Source organism: Methylobacter tundripaludum, from assembly GCF_002934365.1.
Classification (GTDB): domain Bacteria; phylum Pseudomonadota; class Gammaproteobacteria; order Methylococcales; family Methylomonadaceae; genus Methylobacter_A; species Methylobacter_A tundripaludum_A.
Genome location: NZ_PTIY01000030.1, coordinates 1 through 19,510 on the forward strand (window position 1 = coordinate 1; position 19,510 = coordinate 19,510).

A 19,510-nucleotide genomic window follows, 5' to 3' on the forward strand; every position below is an offset into this window, starting at 1 on the left:
CACTCAATTTTAAAACACCTCATGAGGTCTTTTTTCCTGAACAAGAGAGGGATGCCGCATGATTACTAAGATTGCACTTCGGAGTTGAATCCGCCTACGGAATAATCGAGCAACGCCGCGCCCAACCAGCAGCACACAACGATTTGTTGGATATGTTATTGAACGCAAGCGATGACAACGGCGAACTTATGTCCGACAAACAGATTCGCGATGAAGTCATTACCATTTTTACCGCAGGCCATGAAACCACCGCTAACCTGTTAACCTGGACCCTCTATTTATTGGCCCGCCACCCGGATGTACTGGCTAAACTGCGTCAGGAACTCGATACATTGCTGCACGGCAAAATCCCAACGGCGGAAGACTTGCAGCAGTTTGTCTATACCAGAGCGGTATTGAACGAATCGATGCGCCTGCGTCCGCCTGTCGGCATTATGATGCGCAAAATTATCAAGGATACCGAGATTAACGGGTATTCGTTAAAGCAAGGCAGGCTGGCGATGTTCAGTATTTACAATATTCACCATCACCCGGATTTTTGGCAACAGCCAGAACGGTTTGATCCCGAACGCTTTTTAAGCGATGAGAATCGCAGGTTTTCATTCATGCCGTTTGGCACCGGTGAGCGCGTCTGTATCGGCAATCATTTTGCGTTACTGGAAAGCCAGCTTTTGTTGAGCATGATCGCTCAGCACTTTGATTTGCAGTTGCTTGATACGGATGAAGCCGAAATTGAAATGGCGGTGACTCTGAAGCCTAAGGGCGGGGTTCCGGCGAAGTTAGTCGTTCGAAGCAGACATCATTAGTTGCGCTGATCAGTTGAATTTAAAACTCAAACATATCAACCAAAGTTGATGAAATCTTTTTTTGTGCTTTAGCATCTATAGTCCCGAGCTTTTTAACCAGCCTGGACTTATCGACCGCCCGCAATTGATCCAGCAAAACCAGCCCGGTCTTATCCTGAAACTGAAGCTCAACTCTTGAGGGCGCATGAAACCCTTTAGTAGTCATGGGTGCGATTAAAACCGTTTTCAAGCAATTCATTTCATTGGGCGAAACGATAACGCAGGGTCTGGTTTTTTTAATTTCACTGCCAATAACCGGATCAAGTTCGATCAGATAAACGTCAAATCGTTTAACTACCATTCCCACGCCTCACCGGTGGCAAGATCTGCGCTATGATCAATATTGCTATGGGTTTTGCTAAAATCCTGCTCGATTTGAGCGGCAGAAATGCTTTTATATTGCTCTTCCCAGCCTTGTCTGGTTTTTTTTGTCGGGGTGATTAATAAGCCATTATCTACAACGTGAATTTCAAACTCCTTATCTTGAAGATTGGCTTGTTTAATAAGCGGTTGCGGTATCCTGATGCCTTGAGAATTTCCTATTTTGATTAAATGCGCCATATTTGCCCCCTTTTAGCCCTTAATAAAATATAGTTACATTGTAATTACTTTTGAAGTCGGTGGTCAAATTCACTTTAGCGCAAAAAAAAGCCCATCATAAAGACGGGCTTTTTTAAACGCTTAAACTGACTATAGATTTATACCCCTCATCCCAACCTTCTCCCTCAAGGGAGAAGGTGCAAGAGAGGAAGATAAGATCAGTTTTTGGTTTTATCAACAATCTGGTTGGCTTTGATCCAAGGCATCATGCTGCGCAGTTTCGCGCCGACCACTTCAATCGGATGCTCTGCATTCAAACGACGCTTGGCGGTCATTTCAGGATAGTTGGTCATGCCTTCCATAATGAACTGCTTGGCGTACTCGCCGTTTCTGATGTTTTTCAACGCTTCGCGCATCGCCCAGCGGCTTTCTTCGTTGATGACTCTTGGGCCGGTAACGTATTCGCCGTACTCTGCATTGTTGGAAATGGAGTAGTTCATGTTGGCGATACCGCCTTCAAACATTAAATCAACAATCAACTTCAATTCGTGCAAGCATTCGAAGTAGGCCATTTCAGGCTCATAACCCGCTTCAACCAGGGTTTCAAAACCCATTTTTACGAGTTCAACCGCGCCGCCGCATAATACCGCTTGTTCGCCGAATAAATCGGTTTCACATTCGTCGCGGAATGTGGTTTCGATGATGCCTGAACGACCGCCGCCGATGGCTGACGCGTAAGACAAGCAGATCGATTTAGCTGTGCCTGAAGCATCTTGATGAACTGCGATTAAGTCGGGAACGCCGCCGCCGCGTACAAATTCAGAACGAACGGTATGGCCTGGGGCTTTAGGCGCGATCATGATCACGTCCAAATCGGCGCGTGGCACGACTTGGTTGTACAAAATTGAGAAGCCGTGGGCAAATGCTAATACTGAACCTTGTTTGATGTTCGGTTCAATTTCGTCCTTGTACAATTTTGATTGGAATTCATCAGGCGTCAGAATCATGACGATGTCCGCACCGGCAACCGCTTGTGCAACCGGCTGTACGATTAAACCATGCGCTTCAGCCTTAGCCACTGAAGGTGATCCTGCGCGCAAGCCCACGACAACCGAAACGCCGGATTCTTTTAGATTAAGAGCGTGGGCATGGCCTTGCGATCCGTAACCGATAATGGCCACTTTTTTACCTTTGATGATTGAAAGATCGGCATCTTTGTCGTAATAAACTTGCATGGTTTTTTCCTGTTTTTGGTGTTTTTAAAATTAATTAGACGAAAAGCTAAAGCTTACAAATGCAACCCTTTTTCGCCTCTCGATATACCTGTCGGCCCGGAACGGACGACTTCAATAATGCTGTCGCCGTCAATGGCTGCGATAAACGCATCGAGTTTACTGGACGGACCGGTCATTTCCACGACATAAGTGGTTGGCGTCACGTCGATAATCTTGCCGCGGAATATATCCGCCATGCCTCTGATTTCTTCGCGTGTGTGCTCGGTGGTCCTGATCTTGACCATCATCAGTTCCCGTTCGATATGAACGGATTCGACCAAGTCGATCAGTTTAACCACATCAATCAGTTTATTCAGCTGCTTGGTGATTTGCTCGATAATGTCGTCGCTGCCGCGCGTGACCAAGGTCATACGCGACAGGCTGGGGTCTTCCGTAGGCGCTACGGTCAAGGATTCGATATTGTAGCCGCGCGCGGAAAACAAGCCTGCCACCCGCGATAACGCGCCGGATTCGTTTTCAATCAGGATAGAAATAATATGTCTCATTACGCCAATTCCCTGTCGGTTGATGTGCCGTCCGCGACTCTTAAGGTCATATCGTTATGGGCCTTGCCCGCTTCAATCATCGGGTAAACGTTTTCGGTCCGGTCGGTCAGGATGTCCAAAAATACCGTGCGGTCTTTCATCGCAAACGCTTCTTCCAGCGCAGGCCTGACATCTTCCGGTTTGTCGATACGCATGCCGACATGGCCGTATGCCTCGGTCAGTTTGACGAAGTCCGGGATGGTATCCATGTACGAATGCGAATAGCGGCTTTCGTAGCTAAATTCCTGCCACTGGCGAACCATGCCCAAATAACTGTTGTTCAGGTTGATGATTTTTACCGGCGCATTGTATTGCAATGCAGTCGATAATTCCTGGATGCACATTTGGATGCTGCCGTCGCCGGTCACGCAGGCGACGTCCGAATCGGGAAACGCCAGCTTAACGCCGATGGCCGCAGGCAAGCCGAATCCCATCGTGCCCAAACCTCCCGAATTAATCCAATGCCTCGGCTTGTCGAACGGATAATACTGGGCCGCCCACATTTGATGCTGCCCTACATCCGATGTGACATAGGCCTCGCCTTTGGTGACTTCGTACAACTGTTCGATCACGTATTGCGGTTTAATCAGCTGGCTGCTGCGGTCGTACTCCATGCACTTGACGGCCCGCCATTGGTCGATCTGCTTCCACCAGCTTTCCAAGGCTTTCTTGGACGGTTTCTTTTTGCTTTCCCTGATCATTTCCAGCATCTGCTCCAATACCGGCTTGACTTCGCCGACGATAGGAATCGCAACCTTAACGGTTTTGGAAATAGACGCAGGATCGACGTCGATATGGATGATTTGGGCATGCGGGCAAAACTCGTCCAGCTTGCCGGTAACGCGGTCGTCAAAACGCGCGCCGATAGCGATAATCACATCGCTGTCATGCATCGCCATGTTGGCTTCATAAGTGCCGTGCATCCCGAGCATGCCGACGAACTGCTTGTCGGTTGCAGGATAAGCGCCCAAGCCCATCAAGGTATTGGTGATCGGAAAACCCAGCGTGTGAGCAAATTCGGTCAGCTCCTTGCTGGCTTCACCCAAAACCACGCCGCCGCCGGAATAAATGATCGGCTTTTGTGCGGTCAATAATAAATCAACGGCCTTTTTAATCTGTCCTTTATGACCGCTAACCGCAGGGTTATACGAACGGATAGATACTTTTTTAGGGTATTTATAAGGCACTTTGATTCTGGGATCGGTGATGTCTTTAGGCACGTCGACAACAACAGGGCCGGGGCGGCCGGTTGTCGCCACATAAAAGGCCTTCTTGATGGTTTCAGCCAGTTTGTTGACGTCTTTGACCAGGAAATTATGCTTCACGCAGGGCCGGGTAATACCGACCATATCGACTTCCTGGAACGCATCGCTGCCGATGACCGGCAACGGTACCTGCCCGGAAATAACCACCATCGGGATGGAGTCCATATACGCGGTAGCAATGCCGGTTACGGCATTGGTTGCGCCGGGGCCTGAAGTAACCAGGACTACGCCCGGTTTGCCGGTCGCACGGGCATAGCCGTCCGCCGCATGGGTGGCGCCCTGTTCGTGCCGAACCAGGATGTGTTTGACCTCATCCTGCTGGAAAAGGGCGTCGTATAAATGCAATACCGCCCCGCCGGGATAGCCAAAAATATATTCTACGCCTTCGTCCTTAAGACTCTGAATTACGATTTGTGCGCCGTTTAGCTCCACGCTAATACCCTCAAATAGACTTTCGAATTAAGCCGATTAACTGCGTTTTAAAAAACTCAAGCCCCCAAATACCCGGTGTGTTTTTAAAGACGCCAGATAAACCGCTGCTGGCAGCCGCCTTGTTCAGACGGCATAATGCAAGCATTTTACTAGGTTTTTGGTCGAATTGTACACGCATCTCTTATCCTTTTTGATTCTTGCCCGGCCGATAACAATCAATTACAGTTCATCATTAGCCGCCGGATAAAAATATCGTTAAAAAAGTGTTGCCGGTGAATTTAAAGAAAAGTTGGTGCAATACAGGCGTTGAGCCCGATGACGCGATTACGGCGTTGTTCCATGTCGACAGTTTGGCGTGCCTTTGTATTTTTTGTGCTTTTTATGTCTTTCGCGGACTAACTGTTTTTCTGGAACAGGCCTCGACTACGCTGAAAATTCAACCTCGTAACCGGCAAACTTGCGGATATTAATCACGCCGGTATCCAGCAATAAATACTGGCCTTTAACACCGTGCAGCACCCCTGATACTTCGGCGTCTTTATCAAGGTTAAACGACTTGATCTTGACCGGGTAACTGTCTACAGGAAAATGAATGTCCACAACCGGCTGGTCGATTAAACATTCAATCGCCTGTTGGCCGAAACGCTGGGTAATGTCGGCCAACTCCGCCTCGCAAACCGCGACTAATTCATCCCGTTTTGCAAGCAGATCGATAGGCTCAGCCTTACTTTTAAGCATTTGCTGCCAGCTGGTTTTATCGCTGACATGTTTAGCGATGGCGATTTCAATCAGGCCGGAAATATAACGCGACTGCACCTTAAAAATCGGCAGCGCCTGCACCGCGCCTTGATCGATCCAACGCGTCGGAATTTGAGACTGCCGAGTGATGCCGACCTTAATGCCGCTGGAATTGGCCAAATAAACCACATGCGGCTGAAAACAGAACTCCTCTCCCCATGCGGGTTCCCGGCAGGTACCCGCCTCATAATGACAAGTTTCCGGCTTCATGATGCACATGTCGCATTGCGCCAGCGAGGTAAAACAGGGGTAGCAATAGCCCTGGTTAAAACTCTTTTTAATCGCCCTGTTGCAGTGCATGCAAAATATTTTTCCGGTATACGTCAGCTTAACCGGCTTGCCGATCAGCGGATTTAACGAAACCGATTGATCACCGACCGGCAGCTCGTATTGAACCTGTTGTTCCAGTCGGACGTGCATTTTTCTTAATTGTCCCTGCATTCAGACATTCCCTAAAAATATAATAACAATGGGCCGGTTAAAGATAACCGTCGGTATTTTTTACCAACCAACGCTCGGATTGGGATTTTAACAGCTCCTTTTTCCAGAAAGGCGCTCTCGATTTTAACGCCTCCATGATGTAGCGGCTCGCATCAAAGGCATCGCCGCGATGCGATGTCCAGACCGCCACCAACACAATCGGCTCATTCGGCAGAATATCGCCCACCCGGTGCATTACCAATGCGTCGATAACCGGCCATTGCCGCATGGCTTCGGCAACGATTTTTTCCAGCTGTTTTTCGGTCATGCCGGGATAATGTTCCAGCGTCATGCCCTGAACATTATCGCCTTCATTGAAATCGCGCATCGTACCTATAAAAATGCTGGTTGCGCCGAACTTGCCGGCCATGTCCGCTACCGAAGACTGGTGCGCCTGAATCTCCTGCCAGGGATCGAAAGGTTCAGGGCAAATTTTTATGTCCATAATCACCCCCCGGTCACCGGCGGAAAAAAAGCCACTTCATCGCCGTCATTAACAGCAGCGTCCCATTCGACATAATCCATATTCACCGCCGCCAGGATATTATCCGGCAGCACTTTGTTCGGATTGGCGTAGCGCCACACGTCGCCGACTGTAGCCAAGCCTGCAATCTCCAGATTGTCTTCCGAACGGCCGATACTTTCTTTCAAGCTGGCGAAATAACGCACCTTAATCGACATAGTCATTCACTCAATAAAACGGGCACCAGGTGCATTACGGGAGACCGGCCTCCTTTTTAGTTTTCTTAACCGGCAGTTGTTATAATAAAAACCACTTGACTGTTTCGCTGCTAATTTTACAGAAAAATGACTGCATTAACCCACTTTAATCAATCCGGCGAAGCGCATATGGTTGACGTCGGCGAGAAGGCGATCACCCAGCGCACCGCGATCACTGAAGGCTATATTGAAATGCAGCCGGAAACGCTCAAGCTGATCGTAGACGGCGGCCACAAAAAAGGCGACGTGCTGGCTATAGCAAGAATTGCCGGCATCATGGCCAGCAAAAAAACTGCGGACCTGATTCCGCTCTGTCACCCGCTGCCGCTAACGCATGTTGAAATCAAGCTGAGCGCTGAAATCGACAACAACCGGATACGCTGCCAAACCACCGTAAAAACAAACGGGCAGACCGGCGTAGAAATGGAAGCGCTAAACGCCACGCAAATTGCCTTACTGACCATTTACGATATGTGCAAAGCCGTAGATAGAGGCATGGTTATCCAGTCAGTCCGGCTACTGGAAAAAGATGGCGGCAAATCGGGACACTGGCAATACGATCAACAGAATGTTGCCTGAAACAGCCTAAATTGTGGCATTTGGGCGCTGGAAAACAGAATACAAAAATCAAACCGGCTACACTGCCCTCCTTATCATTCTGACGAGCAAGCCGATACAGGTAATGTCGATGCCTATCAGATTTGTTACACTAAACTTATTTTTGCAACAAGGCGCCGATTGTTTTGGCGTTATCTCAAATAACAGCAGAGACAACTATGTCGATTATATTAAAAGAACTGGCCGATCTTTGTGGCGCGCGGATTGAAGGCGGCGATTCATCAGCAACCATCCATTCAGCGGCAGAAATCACCTCTGCACATCAAGGTCAAGTCACGCAGCTGACCAACAGTCGCTATACCCGGCACCTTAAACATTCAATGGCTTCCGCCTGCTTTATTGCGGAAGGCTTCGGTGTTGAAAATGTACCGGAAAGCATGACGCTGTTAATTTGCCCCGATCCTGAGCTCAGCTTTATCAAAGCGGTCGAATTACTGCATCCTGCCAGAACTTACGAACAGAAAATTGCGCCGCAGGCGGTGCTTGAGGCCAATATAATCTTAGGTAATAACTTGTATATAGGCCCTTACGCCATCATCGGCGAAGACTCAAGCATAGGCGATGACAGCCAGATACATGCGGGGGCCTATGTCGGTAAAAATGTCAAAATAGGCAAAAACTGCCGGATTTACCCTTATGCCGTTATTTATGACGATGTGGTCATAGGCAATAATGTCATTATTCATTCGGGAGCCATCATTGGCGCTGACGGCTTTGGTTATAAGTTTCGGAATAACGCGCATGTCAAAGTCCCTCAAGTCGGCAATGTGGTTATCGAAGACAATGTCGAGATTGGCGCCAATACCTGCATAGACAGAGGCGCATTGGGAAGCACCTTAATAGGAGCCGGCAGCAAAATCGATAATCTGGTGCAGATTGGACACAACAACAAAGTCGGCAAAAACGTCATCATGTGCGGCTTAACGGGCGTATCCGGCTCTTGCAACATTGAAGACTATGCGATTCTGGCGGGAAGCTCTGGCATTGCCGATCACGTTACGATTGGTCGAGGCGCAGTTGTCATGGCCCGTTCCGGCGTGGCGGGCGACGTCCAGGCAGGCGCCCAGGTTTTCGGCAGTCCGGCAAAAGACAAGAAAACAGCTTATAAAGAGCAGATCGCAATCAGCAAGTTGCCCGAGCTGTTGAAGAAAGTAAAAATGCTGGAGGAAAAAATCCAGATGCTGGAAGGCAATTCATAGTCCACGCATCAAAGGCTTCCGACCTAGCGTTTCGAAACAAAAACTGCAAAGCAAAAAAAACCCTCCACCGAAACGATGGAGGGTTTTTTCCAGTTAAACTAGGTTTGTAGTCTTACTGAGCGGTTTTGTTGCTGGTTTTTCTTTTCTCGATGTTTGAGAAAGTTTCTTGTTGCAACTGAGCTACACTACCGCTTTGTAAGTGTTTAGTTTCATCTTGTTTCAGCAATACAACTAAAACAATAACAGCAGCAATAGCAACACCAGCAATCAACCATGTGTTATCTTTTTCTTGTTCTTCAGCCATTTTAAAATCCTCGAAAGTTTATTTAATTATATTGTTGTATTCCCTTTCCTCAAAGGGAGCTCCTCAATAACTGTGTTATGGAGTTGCTTGTCGAATTAAGTAATAAACGACAGGGTACTTTTTATCATGAGATACGGCGTTATGTCAAAGCTATAAATAAAAAAACACCAATCGCATCAGGCTCCATGAGGTAAAGAAGATTTCTGACAATTAAAAACGGCAAGATGATGCTCGGCAACCAAATGAAAACTAATGAAAATATACCGGAGCCTCAAACGATATTAGGGCATTGCTGCCGATTGACTCGTTTCGACCGGAAATCAAGCCACCAGCATTGGAAAGATAATCGTGTCTAAAATTGCCGAACCCAATCGCACTACAAATCGGATACACGAAAGCACAGGCGATTTAATTGAGGCAATACGAAAGTATTTTTTGCTTCAACGCGGAAGAACAGGGCCATTCATTTCCCGAAAGAATTGAAGATGGGCTTTAGACTAAAGCCCGCCCTGATAATGATCCGCTACTCTCTGACCGGCTTTTTATCCAGTTTTCGTTGCAGCGTGCGCCTGTGCATGTTCAACGCCCTGGCGGCAGCGGAAATGTTGCCGTCGTGCTGCATCAACACTTTTTGCAGATGCTCCCATTCCAGACGTTTTACGGACAAGGGGTTTTCACTAATCGAGACCGATGAGTCGCCATCATTTTTATGCAGGGCGTTTACAATTTCGTCCGCATTGGCCGGCTTGGTTAGATAATGTGTGGCACCCAGCTTTATGGCTTCCACCGCTGTAGCAATGCTGGCGAAACCGGTTAACATCACGCAAACGGTATTGTCGTCCAAAGAGATCAGCGTTTTCACCAGCTCCAGGCCGGATTCATGACCGATACGCAAGTCAATCACGGCATATTCGGGCAGATAACGCTCTGCAAACGATATGCCTGTTTTAACGTCGTTGGCGACCAATACCTCATAATTTCTTTTTTCCAATGCACTCTTCAATACATTGCAAAAAGTCACATCGTCATCCACCAGCAACAGCCGTGGTTTATCCGTTTCCTGGGTTGTCATGATTATTCTCTGTATTTAAAAGGGGTAAGATGATTTCCACGCAGGCGCCGCCCGCCTCGCTGTTGTAAAAATTAATTTTACCGCCCAGTCGATTAATAGTGGAATAAGCTAAAAATAGCCCCACCCCTAAGCCGCGCTTTTTACTGACAACGGGTTGTTTACCGGCAAAATCAATCAATTCCGGGGGCAAGCCTGGGCCAAAATCCTTGATTTTAATAACCACATGGTCCAAATCCCATGACGCATGAAATTCGATACCTTTTTCCGAGGGAGATGCTTCAGCGGCATTATTCAGAATGTTAATAATCGAATGGGTCAGCGTGAGCTCGGCAATAATTTTTGCCTGCGTCTCAACTTCAGGATTGATAAAAAAACTCAGTTTTACCGTCGGTTTGTGAGTACGCCACTGATTGATGACCTCATCAATATAATCGGTCAGCAGCATGGCTCGACCGGATTCTGCGCGCATTTCGCCGGCAGAAGCCGACATCACCGACAGCGCTGTTTTACAGCGATCAATCTGTTGCTGCATGATCAATAGTTTCTCATGCAAATCTGGAAAACGATGCGTCGGGTACTCTTGCTCAAGCTCATGCGACACGATGGCAATAGTGCCTAATGGCGTTCCCATGTCGTGGGCGGCGCTAGCCGCCAATGTCCCTAAAGCAACAACACGCTCATCCCTTAACGCATTTTCCCGTGCTTCGGCCAAACTGCGTTCCTGGGCTTTCAGCGTTTTAGCCAGCTCAACGACAAAGAATGCGACTAAGCCGGCGCTGAATACAAAACCGAACCACATGCCGAAAATATGAAGATTAAAATATTGACTGTCATTCATCGAATGCACATGCTGCAACAGCTCATAATTTTTTGCATCGGAATACCGCATTTCCGGGTTGGGCATGTGGGGTTCTATCGACGGCAAAGGAATATTGTAGGCCATTAGCGCCGTATACATGGACGTGGTTAAAATCACCATATACCAAGCATAGGATTGATGCAGCATGATGGCGGTAATAATCAACGGCAACAGGAATACCCAGGTAATCGGGTTCGAGGCGCCTCCGGTCAGGTACAGCAATGCTGTAATGCCACAAACATCAATAACTAACTGGGAAAAGATTTCCAGCTCCGTAACCGGATCTTCCGTCTGTAAACGCATTGAGGTATAGACATTGACCGCGCCTATCGACAATATCACCAGCCAGAGCGGCTGCTCAGGCAGGCGAATATTAAGGCCATATACCGATAAAACAATGAGTATAACCTCACTGAGTATCATCAAATTCCTGAGAATAAACAGCCATTTCAGGTTTTGTCGGGCGGAAAGTTCTGATTTATGCGAGGCGTATGAAAGCATTTTTTATTAAAACGGTATGTTGTAGAAATATCCTAAATCAAGAAACTAAAAATATTTAGGTATATTATCGGTTGGATTTTTTAAATATAAATAACCAATACACAACTGCGACAATATGTCACATTTTATGTTGAAATATTTGTTGATATTATTAACCTAACTTTTAAGGCTCTAGTAGAGCACCATAGCTGAAAAGTTGCGTTATATTCTTCCTAAATATATTCCAAGGCGGTTTTTTTAAACCGCCTTTTTTTTGCCCGGCGAAATCAAACCTGATCAAAAACCACTCCCAACCCTCCTAAACCGCAGTACCCCATAGGATTCTTGGCCAGATATTGCTGATGCATATCCTCGGCATAATAAAACTCGCCAACCGATATAATCTCTGTGGTTATTTGGCCGAATCCTGCTCGAGTGAGTTGATTCTGGTAGTGTTGTTTTGATGCCAGCGCCTCATCAAATTGTTCCTGAGTATAGGTATAAATCCCGGATCGATATTGCGTGCCGATGTCATTGCCTTGCCTCATGCCCTGCGTCGGGTTATGGGACTCCCAAAAAACCTGAAGTAGGTCACGGAATGAAATAATAGCCGGATCATAGATCACTTTGACGACCTCATTATGCCCGGTTAAACCGGTGCATAACTCCTCATAAGTCGGGTTAGGCGTGTAGCCGCCGGTATAACCGACTGCCGTGCTAAACACGCCACGGCATTGCCAAAACCTCCGCTCCGCGCCCCAGAAACACCCCATTCCAAACAAAACCTGCTCCATGTTCTCCGGAAACGGCGGAACTATCGGGTTGCCTGTCACGAAATGCCTGTTGATAACAGACATGGGCGTATTTCGGCCGGGCAAGGCTTCTTTAGGATCGGGTAAAATAAGTTTTTTAGATGAAAAAATCATAGCCTGTGGTATTTTTATAAGACTTTTTGGGCGAACATTATTATGAGCCTGATGCCGTAAAATGCACGATTTTTTAACCGGGGAACCATGATAGAACAAGATTTACTACGCCGTTTTTTATTTGAAGAACTGGGCGTTCGAGGAGAGTGGGTTAAATTAACCACCAGCTGGCAGGCCGCAAAACAGCATCAGCGCGGCTCTGAAAATGTGCAGCAACAATTGGGACAGGCTCTCGCAGCCGTTGTCATGTTGTCGGCTACGGTCAAGTTTAAAGGCTCGATGATTCTTCAGGCTCAAGGCGACGGCGATATTAAGACGCTGGTTGCTCAGGCAACGGATCAGCGAAAAATCAGAGGCTTGGTAAGAGGCAAGGAAAACGTGACTGTCGGCTCATTAGAATCCATGTTCGGACACGGACGGCTGGTACTCACTATCGAATCGCAAAACGGCCATCCCTATCAAGGCATCGTTCCGCTGCACGGCAGTAATTTGGCCGCCGCCTTGCAAACCTATTTTGAGCAATCGGAGCAGCTTAAGACCCGCTTGTGGCTATTCGCCAATGCCACCCATGCCGTAGGATTATTGTTACAGGAACTGCCGGCGCAGGAAAATTACCAGGCCGATTGGGAACATATCGAGATACTGGCAAACACAGTGACCGAGCAGGAACTGTTCGACCTGGATTGCGAGCAGCTGCTGTACCGATTGTTCCATCAGGAAAAAGTAAGACTCTTTGATCCAGAACCGGTTGAATTCAGCTGCGCCTGTTCACGGTCAAACATCGAGAAAACATTATTCGCCATGGGCCGGACTGAACTCGAAGATATTCTAAAGGAGCGGGACATTATTGAAGTCACTTGCGAATTCTGTAGCGAACACTACCGCTTCGATAAAGTTGATGTCGAAAATATCCTGTCTCAGCAAAACGCCGCTACTGACTCCGAAACACGACATTGATAACTCATCCTATGAAAACCGGAATAATTAAACGCAGTCTTCTCGTTATTTTTTTGCTGGCGCTGACAGCCTCATTATCCGGTTGCATGTACTGGATTCGGGCTTACCAAGTCTACCTGCAAATGGATGAATTTGACCGCCACTTTTCCGTAGAGACCACCGATGAATTTACCTTACACTTCAAAGATCCCATTCTTTACAGCCAGGACTTTGTTTCCCTGTCCAAACTGTATGCCAGCCAGGATGATCCTACGCCGGAAGGGAGACGCTGGCGATACTGGTTCCGTAAGGTTGATGGCAACAACAACCTGATCAAGCCGGAAATAAAGTTTTACTCGGATTTGAGTTTCAATAAAGAAAACCGATTGATTGCCTGGTCGTTTTCTTCGCTGTTTTTAGCCATTGCCCCGCCCAAGTTTTTAGAGGTTTCTTTACGTTCTATCGGCGGCGCCGAAATCGATAAAGAAAAGCAGCAACTTAAAGCCAACTCCGCATTGTTGGAAAAAATATCCGACGATTTGCCCAGAAAACCGGCCGTTCTGGCGCAGTTGGGCGCCCCTTTTGAAATTAAAGATGAAGGGGAACAGGAGGTGTATATTTACCGTTTTCTGCTGGAAACTCATCGCATAGAAGAAGGTTATGAGGATCGCGCCTTAAACGAAGTCAAAATCACCTTTGACAAGAAAACGCAGGAGTTGATTAGGATGGCGGGACGCTTTGCCGGACTTAAGGTTTCCATTAATTATCGGAAATTTCTGGACGAGGCGCCGGCTGTCGCAAAAAATAATCCCAAGTAACAAAATCATCGATGAGCCCCGGATTGGGCGGATTTTAAATCAGCATTTATTATGTCTAATCCGCTTCGTCTATAAGCGCCTAGTTTTGGCATCCGCAATCCATTTTTATAAATTACATCCCTTGAACAATAAAAAAGGCCTAGGCAGTTACTGCCTAGGCCTTTGTTTGATGCCGTCCAAACCGGTTGGACCGACACAATAATTAGCTGTTATTTACAGCTTGTCAGCATTTTTATCCAGGTATTCCGCTACACCGTCAGGATTTGCATTCATACCGGAATCGCCTTTACGCCATCCGGCCGGGCATACTTCACCATGTTCTTCGTGGAATTGTAACGCGTCGATCATGCGCAGCAATTCATCCATGTTACGGCCTAAAGGCAGATCGTTAACAACCTGATGACGAACCAGACCGGCGCGATCGATCAGGAATGTGCCGCGGTAAGCCACGCCGCCACCGGCTTCAACATCATAATCTTTACAAATAGAATGAGATATGTCGGCAGCCATTGTGTAACGAACAGGGCCGATGCCACCTTTATTAACAGGTGTGTTGCGCCATGCGTTATGAGTGAAATGAGAGTCGATAGAGACGGCGATCACTTCAACATTACGGCTTTTGAATTCATCGATACGGTGATCCAAAGCGATCAACTCGCTTGGACAAACAAAAGTGAAATCTAACGGATAGAAAAACACTACCGCATACTTGCCGCTAGTAGCCTCAGAAAAACTAAATGAATCAACTATTTGACCATCGCCCAAAACGGCAGGAACTGTAAAATCAGGTGCTTGTTTACCGACTAATACGCTCATTGATTATCTCCAATAAATAGTGAAAAAAACAAAAGACTGTTAACTTGATGTTAGCCACTGAAGCAGTGGATTGATGAAATTGTACATCAGTTTAGTAGGAAATTGTCGAATTGTTATGATTTTTAGCTTGCTTTAATTTCAATTTTAGCCATAATTTGTCATCAATAGCTTACAATAATGTCGGGCATTAACTCTCGCCAGAGTTTTTTGAAGCTTGTCGCCCTAACCTGGCTGTTAAATTCATTTTGGTTAATTCATTTAATGGAATTCTATCATGGCAAAAAATAAACATATTACCGAACCCGATGTGTTTGGTTTTCAAGTACGCATCGTAAGACGCGGCAAGGAGAGCAGCCGTTATTTTTCACATAAACTGTGGGGTAACAAAGGCAAATCGCTGAAAGCCGCAATAACCTGGCGCGACCAGATGCTGACCGTATTAAAAGGCAGCAAGACACGTTTTCTTAAACCACCGAAAAACAAGACCACCACCGGTGTCACAGGCGTGTCCAGAACCGTCAAGTATGATCATCGTAAAGACAAAAGCTACCTTTGCTATACCGTTTTTTGGGTCAGTAACGGCAAATCCAGGAATAAAACCTTCCAGGTCGGCAATGTCGATAAAGTAACGGCGGACGATGAATTGCATGCATTCCGCACCGCCAAGCTGTTTAGAAGCTGCTATGAATATTCAATTGATAATGACCTTGAATTTTATGACGGCAAATTTGCAGGCTGGAAAAAAACACGTCTGTATGATGACGAGAATTTGAACGCAGTAGCGATGGCATAAGCGAAGATTCCGCGTTAGACGCCGGGCGGGCAGTTGGCCTGCTAAACAACCGGCTCTCATGAACCGCTAAAGTTCGATGCGAATGCCCAATTCAATGACGCGATCAACCGGAATTTTGAAAAATTCTATCGCGCTTGAGGCATTGTGGAATAAAAACCTGAATAAAGGCCTGCGCCATTGAGGCATCGAACTTTTTCTCCTAAAAGAGAGCCGTTCGCTACCGATGAAAAACGATGTCAGCTTGAAATCGATATTTAATCCTTCCTGAGCGCATTGTTCTAAGGCTTGCCTGACATCCGGGCTTTGCTGGAAGCCATAATAAAGCTTGACCCGGTAAAAATTGCCCTCCTTGCCAAAGGAGCGAATCTTGATCCGATGCGCCACATCAACGTATGGCTCGTCCTTAGTCACTATGGTTAATACAACGATTTGTTCGTGCAGCACATGGTTATGCTCAAAATTATGCAGAAATACCTGCGGTACGCCATGTAAACTTTTAGTCAGGTAAATCGCTGAGCCTTTAACGGTTACCGGCCGATGACTGGCTATCCTGTCTTCCAACTCCTCAAACAACATCCGTCTCTCATCGATATACTCCGCCAGCAATGCCCGGCCTTTAATCCATGTGGTCATCATCAAAAACAACACACACCCGATAACCAAAGGCAGCCAGCCACCAGTCGGTATTTTTAGACTGTTGGATGACAGAAACAAAAAATCTACGGTTAAGAACGTTGTCAAAAAAGTAACCCCGGCCGATTTTTTCCATTGCCACAGCTCTTGAATGACGATGAACACCAACACCGTATCGACAATCATGGTGCCGGTAACGGCAATGCCGTAAGCGGAAGCGAGCGCCGAGGAAGATTTAAAACTCAACACCACAACAAATACCGAAACCATCAATAACCAGTTGATCGCGGGAATATACACTTGCCCTACTTCCCGGCCCGAAGTATGCGAAATATTCATGCGTGGGCAGTAACCAAGCTGTATGGCTTGCCTGGTGACCGAGAATGCGCCCGATATGACTGCTTGAGAGGCAATAACAGAGGCCATTGTCGCCAAAATCAATAGCGGATACCTCGCCCAGGTCGGCGCAAGCAAATAGAATGGATTTTTCACCGCCTCAGGGTGTTCAAGCAGCAGCGCGCCTTGCCCAAAATAGTTAAGCAATAAAGCGGGGAAAACAAAACCGAACCAGGCGTAACGGATGGGCTTCAAACCAAAATGCCCCATATCGGCGTAAAGCGCTTCAGCGCCGGTGACGGCCAACACCACAGCCCCCATAATTAAAAAGCCGTGCCATCCCAATTCGATCAATAAATGAATCGCGTAATAGGGGTTAACCGCAGCCAACACGCCCGGAGCGTGACTGATATTAATCACACCAAGACCGCCCAATGTCGCAAACCAAAGGCACATGATCGGTGAAAACAGCTTTCCAACCGTTCCGGTTCCTTTAGCCTGCAATATAAAAAGCGCGAAGAGCACTGCGATGGTGACGGGCAATACATAATGACTTAAAGAGGGCGCAACAATTTGCAAGCCTTCGACTGCGCTTAATACTGAAATTGCGGGAGTAATAATGCCGTCGCCGTAAAACAATGCGGCGCCGAGCAAACCAATGGTGATGATAAATCGTGTCTTTTGCGGATTATCATTAGCGCTTTGCAATGCAAAAGTCATTAGCGCCATGATGCCGCCCTCCCCTTTATTGTTAACACGCATAATAAAAGTCGCGTATTTGATCGCAACAATCAAGGTCAATGCCCAGAAAACCAGCGACAGAACGCCTAATACATGGGGTTTATCAATAGGCAAATGGCTGCCGAAGATTTCCTTAACAGCATATAAAGGACTGGTGCCAATATCGCCAAATACAACGCCGATTGCGCTTAGCGCTAAAACCGTTACTTGCTTTCTGGACTGGCTCTGTGAGCTGATCGACATAGTAAGAATATGGATTGGGAAAAAAATTAACGGGTCGGCATTCTGTTTTGAACATAGCGCATACCCTGTAAATTGCAGATAAAGAACCGTGGACGTCGCCCCGTACCGCCGCCGACAAAAAACGCAAACGGGAGGCAAAAGTATAACTTTTATCGGCGGGCATAACCATCACATCCGCCGATGCTCACTTTCATCGCGTTCAGCATCGATTGATCAAAGCCTAATGGAATTCGACATAATTGCCGCGCGCCGTATTCGTCGCTTGAACCAAAGCTGAAATTCCGGCTAGTCGAGAATTATATAGGGGTATTAGCAAACCACGAAGAATACCGCTTTTGCGGAACGTTTCTTCGTGGTCTTGTCTGCGAAGAAATTGACTACTGCTGCTCGGTCACAAAGGCTATTTTGGCGATCCCGGCGTGCTGCACGGTCGCCATGACTTCGGCAACTTTGGAATAAACAACGTCCTGGTCGGCGTATAAATGCAGGCCGATCTCGGGGTTTTGCACGAGCTCGTTCTTCAACGCCGTTTCCAATGCGGCCAGGTCGGCCATCGGCAGTTTGTTCAAGGTTATCGCCCCCTGCGCATCGATGCCGAGCTGTAGCGGCTGATCTTTGGTATCCGCCGTGGTCTCGGCGGTTTTCGGCAACTTGACATGCACGGATTGCGTCAGCATAGGCGCGGTCACCAGCAAAATAATGACCAGCACCAACATCACATCGACCAGCGGCGTGACGTTAATCTCGCTCATCGCTCCTTCATCTTCCGATTGGGGTTTAAAGGCCATGATGTCTATTCCTTATCTTTGCCGTCTGCGCCGAAGACGATATGCAGAAAGCTGGCAACGAAGTTTTCCAAGCCGGCGCGGTGCTGTTTGACCCGGCGCAGGAAGAAGTTATAGGCCAATACGGCGGGTACCGCGACGGCGATACCGATTGCGGTGGCGACCAACGCATCGCCGATCGGGCCGGCCACGACATCCAGGCTGGTCGAGCCGCTGGCGGTGATTTCATGCATCGCATGCATGATGCCCAATACGGTGCCGAACAGGCCGACGAACGGCGCGGTGCTGCCGATGCTGGCGAGCATGGTCAGGCCGCTTTCCATCCGGTGTTGCTCCTGCTGCATTTGCTCAAGCATGGCCTGTTCCAGCAAGTCGGCCGGAGCGCCGCAGTATTTTAGATGCTTGCCGTCGGATAAGCGGCTTTCATTGAGCCAGGCGAAGCCCTTTTGCGCGATCCGGGCCTGCGGGCCGATGGCGACGGCATCCGAAGACACGGTTTCGGCTTGCGCCAAATCGGCTGCATCCCAGAACGCGGCGTGAAAACGCCGGTTGCGATAGCTGTTATTGGCAAACTCCCAGATTTTAAAAAGTATCACCGTCCAGGTCGCCACCGAGAAGATCAGCAGTGTGTACAAAGTGCCGTCGATGATGACTTCCGGCGAAATATGAGTGGGCATTAATGTCTCCTTTTTTATTTATTAATTGGGGTTAAGCGCTGTCCACGAAAGACGCGAAAACGGGAGTTCAAGCTTCGCTTGCCAGACAGGCGAAGCCCGCACTCCAATTTCGCACTGTCCATTGGGCAGTACATGTAAGTAAGCAAATGTTTTTTAACCCAATGAAAAAACATGTGTCTTCTTATTTATCATGAAGAAGAAAAATAACTTCACGTCCTTCATGCTCTTCATGGTTACGTTAAAAGACTTTTGAACGTCTACTTATTAGTTATTCAAAACGAAGTTAATGGGTACGATAACCGAACTGGCCACCGGCGTGTCGCCCCGCTTGGCTGGAATGAATTTCCATTTTTCGACCGCTTCGATGGCGGCCTC

Annotated in this window: 24 protein-coding genes; 6 read left to right on the plus strand and 18 right to left on the minus strand. The window is 47.5% G+C overall.

Going from position 1 to position 19,510, the window contains the following annotated elements:
* Positions 1-71: 71 nt before the first annotated feature.
* Entirely contained in the window at positions 72-806 is a 735-nt protein-coding gene (locus B0F88_RS18685; RefSeq protein WP_258076739.1) for a cytochrome P450, read from the plus strand.
* A gap of 19 nt (positions 807-825) precedes the next feature.
* On the opposite strand, the gene B0F88_RS18690 is transcribed toward B0F88_RS18685, so the two are convergent.
* The 9 genes from B0F88_RS18690 to moaD all read right to left on the minus strand — a co-directional run bounded on the left by B0F88_RS18690 (position 826) and on the right by moaD (position 6,860).
* Positions 826-1,146 carry a type II toxin-antitoxin system PemK/MazF family toxin gene (locus B0F88_RS18690; RefSeq protein ID WP_181049960.1) on the minus strand — a complete coding sequence of 107 codons (321 nt, stop codon included), beginning with the start codon at positions 1,144-1,146 and terminating at the stop codon, positions 826-828.
* On the minus strand, positions 1,140-1,406 hold the full coding sequence (locus tag B0F88_RS18695; RefSeq protein ID WP_104425459.1) for an AbrB/MazE/SpoVT family DNA-binding domain-containing protein: 267 nt from the start codon (positions 1,404-1,406) through the stop codon (positions 1,140-1,142). The genes B0F88_RS18690 and B0F88_RS18695 overlap by 7 nt, the downstream gene beginning before the upstream one ends.
* 197 nt (positions 1,407-1,603) lie before the next feature.
* Positions 1,604-2,620: a ketol-acid reductoisomerase gene (gene ilvC, locus B0F88_RS18700; RefSeq protein ID WP_104425460.1), complete on the minus strand. Its 1,017-nt coding sequence runs from the start codon at positions 2,618-2,620 to the stop codon at positions 1,604-1,606.
* 53 nt (positions 2,621-2,673) lie between these two features.
* On the minus strand, positions 2,674-3,165 hold the full coding sequence (ilvN, locus tag B0F88_RS18705) for an acetolactate synthase small subunit (protein ID WP_104425461.1): 492 nt from the start codon (positions 3,163-3,165) through the stop codon (positions 2,674-2,676).
* On the minus strand, positions 3,165-4,901 hold the full coding sequence (locus B0F88_RS18710) for an acetolactate synthase 3 large subunit (RefSeq protein ID WP_104425462.1): 1,737 nt from the start codon (positions 4,899-4,901) through the stop codon (positions 3,165-3,167). Before B0F88_RS18710 ends, ilvN begins: the two co-directional genes overlap by 1 nt.
* A gap of 10 nt (positions 4,902-4,911) precedes the next feature.
* Positions 4,912-5,079: a hypothetical protein gene (locus tag B0F88_RS19475; protein ID WP_181049961.1), complete on the minus strand. Its 168-nt coding sequence runs from the start codon at positions 5,077-5,079 to the stop codon at positions 4,912-4,914.
* A gap of 245 nt (positions 5,080-5,324) precedes the next feature.
* On the minus strand, positions 5,325-6,140 hold the full coding sequence (locus tag B0F88_RS18715; RefSeq protein WP_104425463.1) for a DUF2797 domain-containing protein: 816 nt from the start codon (positions 6,138-6,140) through the stop codon (positions 5,325-5,327).
* Between the two features lie 37 nt (positions 6,141-6,177).
* Positions 6,178-6,624 carry a molybdenum cofactor biosynthesis protein MoaE gene (locus B0F88_RS18720; protein ID WP_104425464.1) on the minus strand — a complete coding sequence of 149 codons (447 nt, stop codon included), beginning with the start codon at positions 6,622-6,624 and terminating at the stop codon, positions 6,178-6,180.
* A 2-nt stretch (positions 6,625-6,626) separates the two neighbouring features.
* Positions 6,627-6,860, minus strand: coding sequence for a molybdopterin converting factor subunit 1 (moaD, locus tag B0F88_RS18725; RefSeq protein ID WP_104425465.1), 234 nt, complete (start codon positions 6,858-6,860; stop codon positions 6,627-6,629).
* A gap of 126 nt (positions 6,861-6,986) precedes the next feature.
* On the opposite strand from moaD, the gene moaC reads away from it, so the two are divergent.
* Both moaC and lpxD read left to right on the plus strand, forming a co-directional pair.
* Positions 6,987-7,478, plus strand: a complete 492-nt coding sequence (gene moaC / locus B0F88_RS18730) for a cyclic pyranopterin monophosphate synthase MoaC (protein ID WP_104425466.1) — start codon at positions 6,987-6,989, stop codon at positions 7,476-7,478.
* A gap of 197 nt (positions 7,479-7,675) precedes the next feature.
* A complete protein-coding gene (gene lpxD, locus B0F88_RS18735; RefSeq protein WP_104425467.1) occupies positions 7,676-8,716 on the plus strand; it encodes a UDP-3-O-(3-hydroxymyristoyl)glucosamine N-acyltransferase in 1,041 nt (346 codons plus the stop codon).
* A 112-nt stretch (positions 8,717-8,828) separates the two neighbouring features.
* Here the strand turns inward: lpxD and B0F88_RS18740 are convergent, their stop codons facing one another.
* The 4 genes from B0F88_RS18740 to msrA all read right to left on the minus strand — a co-directional run bounded on the left by B0F88_RS18740 (position 8,829) and on the right by msrA (position 12,357).
* Complete coding sequence (locus tag B0F88_RS18740; RefSeq protein ID WP_104425468.1) at positions 8,829-9,020, minus strand: hypothetical protein; 192 nt, start codon at positions 9,018-9,020, stop codon at positions 8,829-8,831.
* Between the two features lie 523 nt (positions 9,021-9,543).
* Positions 9,544-10,092, minus strand: a complete 549-nt coding sequence (locus tag B0F88_RS18745) for a response regulator transcription factor (RefSeq protein WP_104425469.1) — start codon at positions 10,090-10,092, stop codon at positions 9,544-9,546.
* Entirely contained in the window at positions 10,070-11,452 is a 1,383-nt protein-coding gene (locus B0F88_RS18750; RefSeq protein WP_104425470.1) for an ATP-binding protein, read from the minus strand. The genes B0F88_RS18745 and B0F88_RS18750 overlap by 23 nt, the downstream gene beginning before the upstream one ends.
* A 266-nt stretch (positions 11,453-11,718) precedes the next feature.
* Positions 11,719-12,357: a peptide-methionine (S)-S-oxide reductase MsrA gene (msrA, locus tag B0F88_RS18755; RefSeq protein ID WP_104425471.1), complete on the minus strand. Its 639-nt coding sequence runs from the start codon at positions 12,355-12,357 to the stop codon at positions 11,719-11,721.
* A gap of 87 nt (positions 12,358-12,444) precedes the next feature.
* Between msrA and hslO the strand changes: the two genes are divergently transcribed.
* Both hslO and B0F88_RS18765 read left to right on the plus strand, forming a co-directional pair.
* The gene (hslO, locus tag B0F88_RS18760; protein WP_104425472.1) at positions 12,445-13,314 is read left to right on the plus strand and encodes an Hsp33 family molecular chaperone HslO; all 870 of its coding nucleotides are present in this window, start codon (positions 12,445-12,447) and stop codon (positions 13,312-13,314) included.
* 11 nt (positions 13,315-13,325) lie between these two features.
* On the plus strand, positions 13,326-14,111 hold the full coding sequence (locus B0F88_RS18765) for a hypothetical protein (protein ID WP_104425473.1): 786 nt from the start codon (positions 13,326-13,328) through the stop codon (positions 14,109-14,111).
* Between the two features lie 213 nt (positions 14,112-14,324).
* On the opposite strand, the gene B0F88_RS18770 is transcribed toward B0F88_RS18765, so the two are convergent.
* Positions 14,325-14,927: a peroxiredoxin gene (locus B0F88_RS18770; protein ID WP_104425474.1), complete on the minus strand. Its 603-nt coding sequence runs from the start codon at positions 14,925-14,927 to the stop codon at positions 14,325-14,327.
* A 274-nt stretch (positions 14,928-15,201) separates the two neighbouring features.
* On the opposite strand from B0F88_RS18770, the gene B0F88_RS18775 reads away from it, so the two are divergent.
* The gene (locus tag B0F88_RS18775; RefSeq protein WP_104425475.1) at positions 15,202-15,720 is read left to right on the plus strand and encodes a hypothetical protein; all 519 of its coding nucleotides are present in this window, start codon (positions 15,202-15,204) and stop codon (positions 15,718-15,720) included.
* Positions 15,721-15,786: 66 nt separating this feature from the next.
* Here the strand turns inward: B0F88_RS18775 and B0F88_RS18780 are convergent, their stop codons facing one another.
* From B0F88_RS18780 to B0F88_RS18795, 4 genes are all read right to left on the minus strand, one after another.
* Positions 15,787-17,673: a potassium transporter Kup gene (locus B0F88_RS18780; protein ID WP_104425476.1), complete on the minus strand. Its 1,887-nt coding sequence runs from the start codon at positions 17,671-17,673 to the stop codon at positions 15,787-15,789.
* 377 nt (positions 17,674-18,050) lie between these two features.
* Positions 18,051-18,461, minus strand: a complete 411-nt coding sequence (locus B0F88_RS18785; RefSeq protein ID WP_104425477.1) for an ExbD/TolR family protein — start codon at positions 18,459-18,461, stop codon at positions 18,051-18,053.
* A 5-nt stretch (positions 18,462-18,466) separates the two neighbouring features.
* Positions 18,467-19,135 (minus strand): MotA/TolQ/ExbB proton channel family protein, encoded by a 669-nt coding sequence (locus B0F88_RS18790; protein WP_104425478.1) that lies wholly within the window; start codon positions 19,133-19,135, stop codon positions 18,467-18,469.
* Positions 19,136-19,399: 264 nt separating this feature from the next.
* Complete coding sequence (locus tag B0F88_RS18795; RefSeq protein WP_258076677.1) at positions 19,400-19,501, minus strand: energy transducer TonB; 102 nt, start codon at positions 19,499-19,501, stop codon at positions 19,400-19,402.
* Between the last annotated feature and the right edge of the window lie 9 nt (positions 19,502-19,510).

What these genes read in the sequence shown, in the direction of transcription:
- hslO (WP_104425472.1), top strand. Translation starts at nt 12,445, where the DNA reads ATGATAGAACAAGATTTACTACGCCGTTTTTTATTTGAAGAACTGGGC.
- B0F88_RS18750 (WP_104425470.1), bottom strand. Translation starts at nt 11,452, where the DNA reads ATGCTTTCATACGCCTCGCATAAATCAGAACTTTCCGCCCGACAAAAC.
- B0F88_RS18690 (WP_181049960.1), bottom strand. Translation starts at nt 1,146, where the DNA reads ATGGTAGTTAAACGATTTGACGTTTATCTGATCGAACTTGATCCGGTT.
- B0F88_RS18780 (WP_104425476.1), bottom strand. Translation starts at nt 17,673, where the DNA reads ATGTCGATCAGCTCACAGAGCCAGTCCAGAAAGCAAGTAACGGTTTTA.
- B0F88_RS18745 (WP_104425469.1), bottom strand. Translation starts at nt 10,092, where the DNA reads ATGACAACCCAGGAAACGGATAAACCACGGCTGTTGCTGGTGGATGAC.
- ilvC (WP_104425460.1), bottom strand. Translation starts at nt 2,620, where the DNA reads ATGCAAGTTTATTACGACAAAGATGCCGATCTTTCAATCATCAAAGGT.
- lpxD (WP_104425467.1), top strand. Translation starts at nt 7,676, where the DNA reads ATGTCGATTATATTAAAAGAACTGGCCGATCTTTGTGGCGCGCGGATT.
- B0F88_RS18720 (WP_104425464.1), bottom strand. Translation starts at nt 6,624, where the DNA reads ATGGACATAAAAATTTGCCCTGAACCTTTCGATCCCTGGCAGGAGATT.
- B0F88_RS18695 (WP_104425459.1), bottom strand. Translation starts at nt 1,406, where the DNA reads ATGGCGCATTTAATCAAAATAGGAAATTCTCAAGGCATCAGGATACCG.
- B0F88_RS18715 (WP_104425463.1), bottom strand. Translation starts at nt 6,140, where the DNA reads ATGCAGGGACAATTAAGAAAAATGCACGTCCGACTGGAACAACAGGTT.
- moaC (WP_104425466.1), top strand. Translation starts at nt 6,987, where the DNA reads ATGACTGCATTAACCCACTTTAATCAATCCGGCGAAGCGCATATGGTT.
- B0F88_RS18770 (WP_104425474.1), bottom strand. Translation starts at nt 14,927, where the DNA reads ATGAGCGTATTAGTCGGTAAACAAGCACCTGATTTTACAGTTCCTGCC.
- B0F88_RS18785 (WP_104425477.1), bottom strand. Translation starts at nt 18,461, where the DNA reads ATGGCCTTTAAACCCCAATCGGAAGATGAAGGAGCGATGAGCGAGATT.
- ilvN (WP_104425461.1), bottom strand. Translation starts at nt 3,165, where the DNA reads ATGAGACATATTATTTCTATCCTGATTGAAAACGAATCCGGCGCGTTA.
- B0F88_RS18775 (WP_104425475.1), top strand. Translation starts at nt 15,202, where the DNA reads ATGGCAAAAAATAAACATATTACCGAACCCGATGTGTTTGGTTTTCAA.
- B0F88_RS18790 (WP_104425478.1), bottom strand. Translation starts at nt 19,135, where the DNA reads ATGCCCACTCATATTTCGCCGGAAGTCATCATCGACGGCACTTTGTAC.
- B0F88_RS19475 (WP_181049961.1), bottom strand. Translation starts at nt 5,079, where the DNA reads ATGCGTGTACAATTCGACCAAAAACCTAGTAAAATGCTTGCATTATGC.
- msrA (WP_104425471.1), bottom strand. Translation starts at nt 12,357, where the DNA reads ATGATTTTTTCATCTAAAAAACTTATTTTACCCGATCCTAAAGAAGCC.
- moaD (WP_104425465.1), bottom strand. Translation starts at nt 6,860, where the DNA reads ATGTCGATTAAGGTGCGTTATTTCGCCAGCTTGAAAGAAAGTATCGGC.
- B0F88_RS18740 (WP_104425468.1), bottom strand. Translation starts at nt 9,020, where the DNA reads ATGGCTGAAGAACAAGAAAAAGATAACACATGGTTGATTGCTGGTGTT.
- B0F88_RS18765 (WP_104425473.1), top strand. Translation starts at nt 13,326, where the DNA reads ATGAAAACCGGAATAATTAAACGCAGTCTTCTCGTTATTTTTTTGCTG.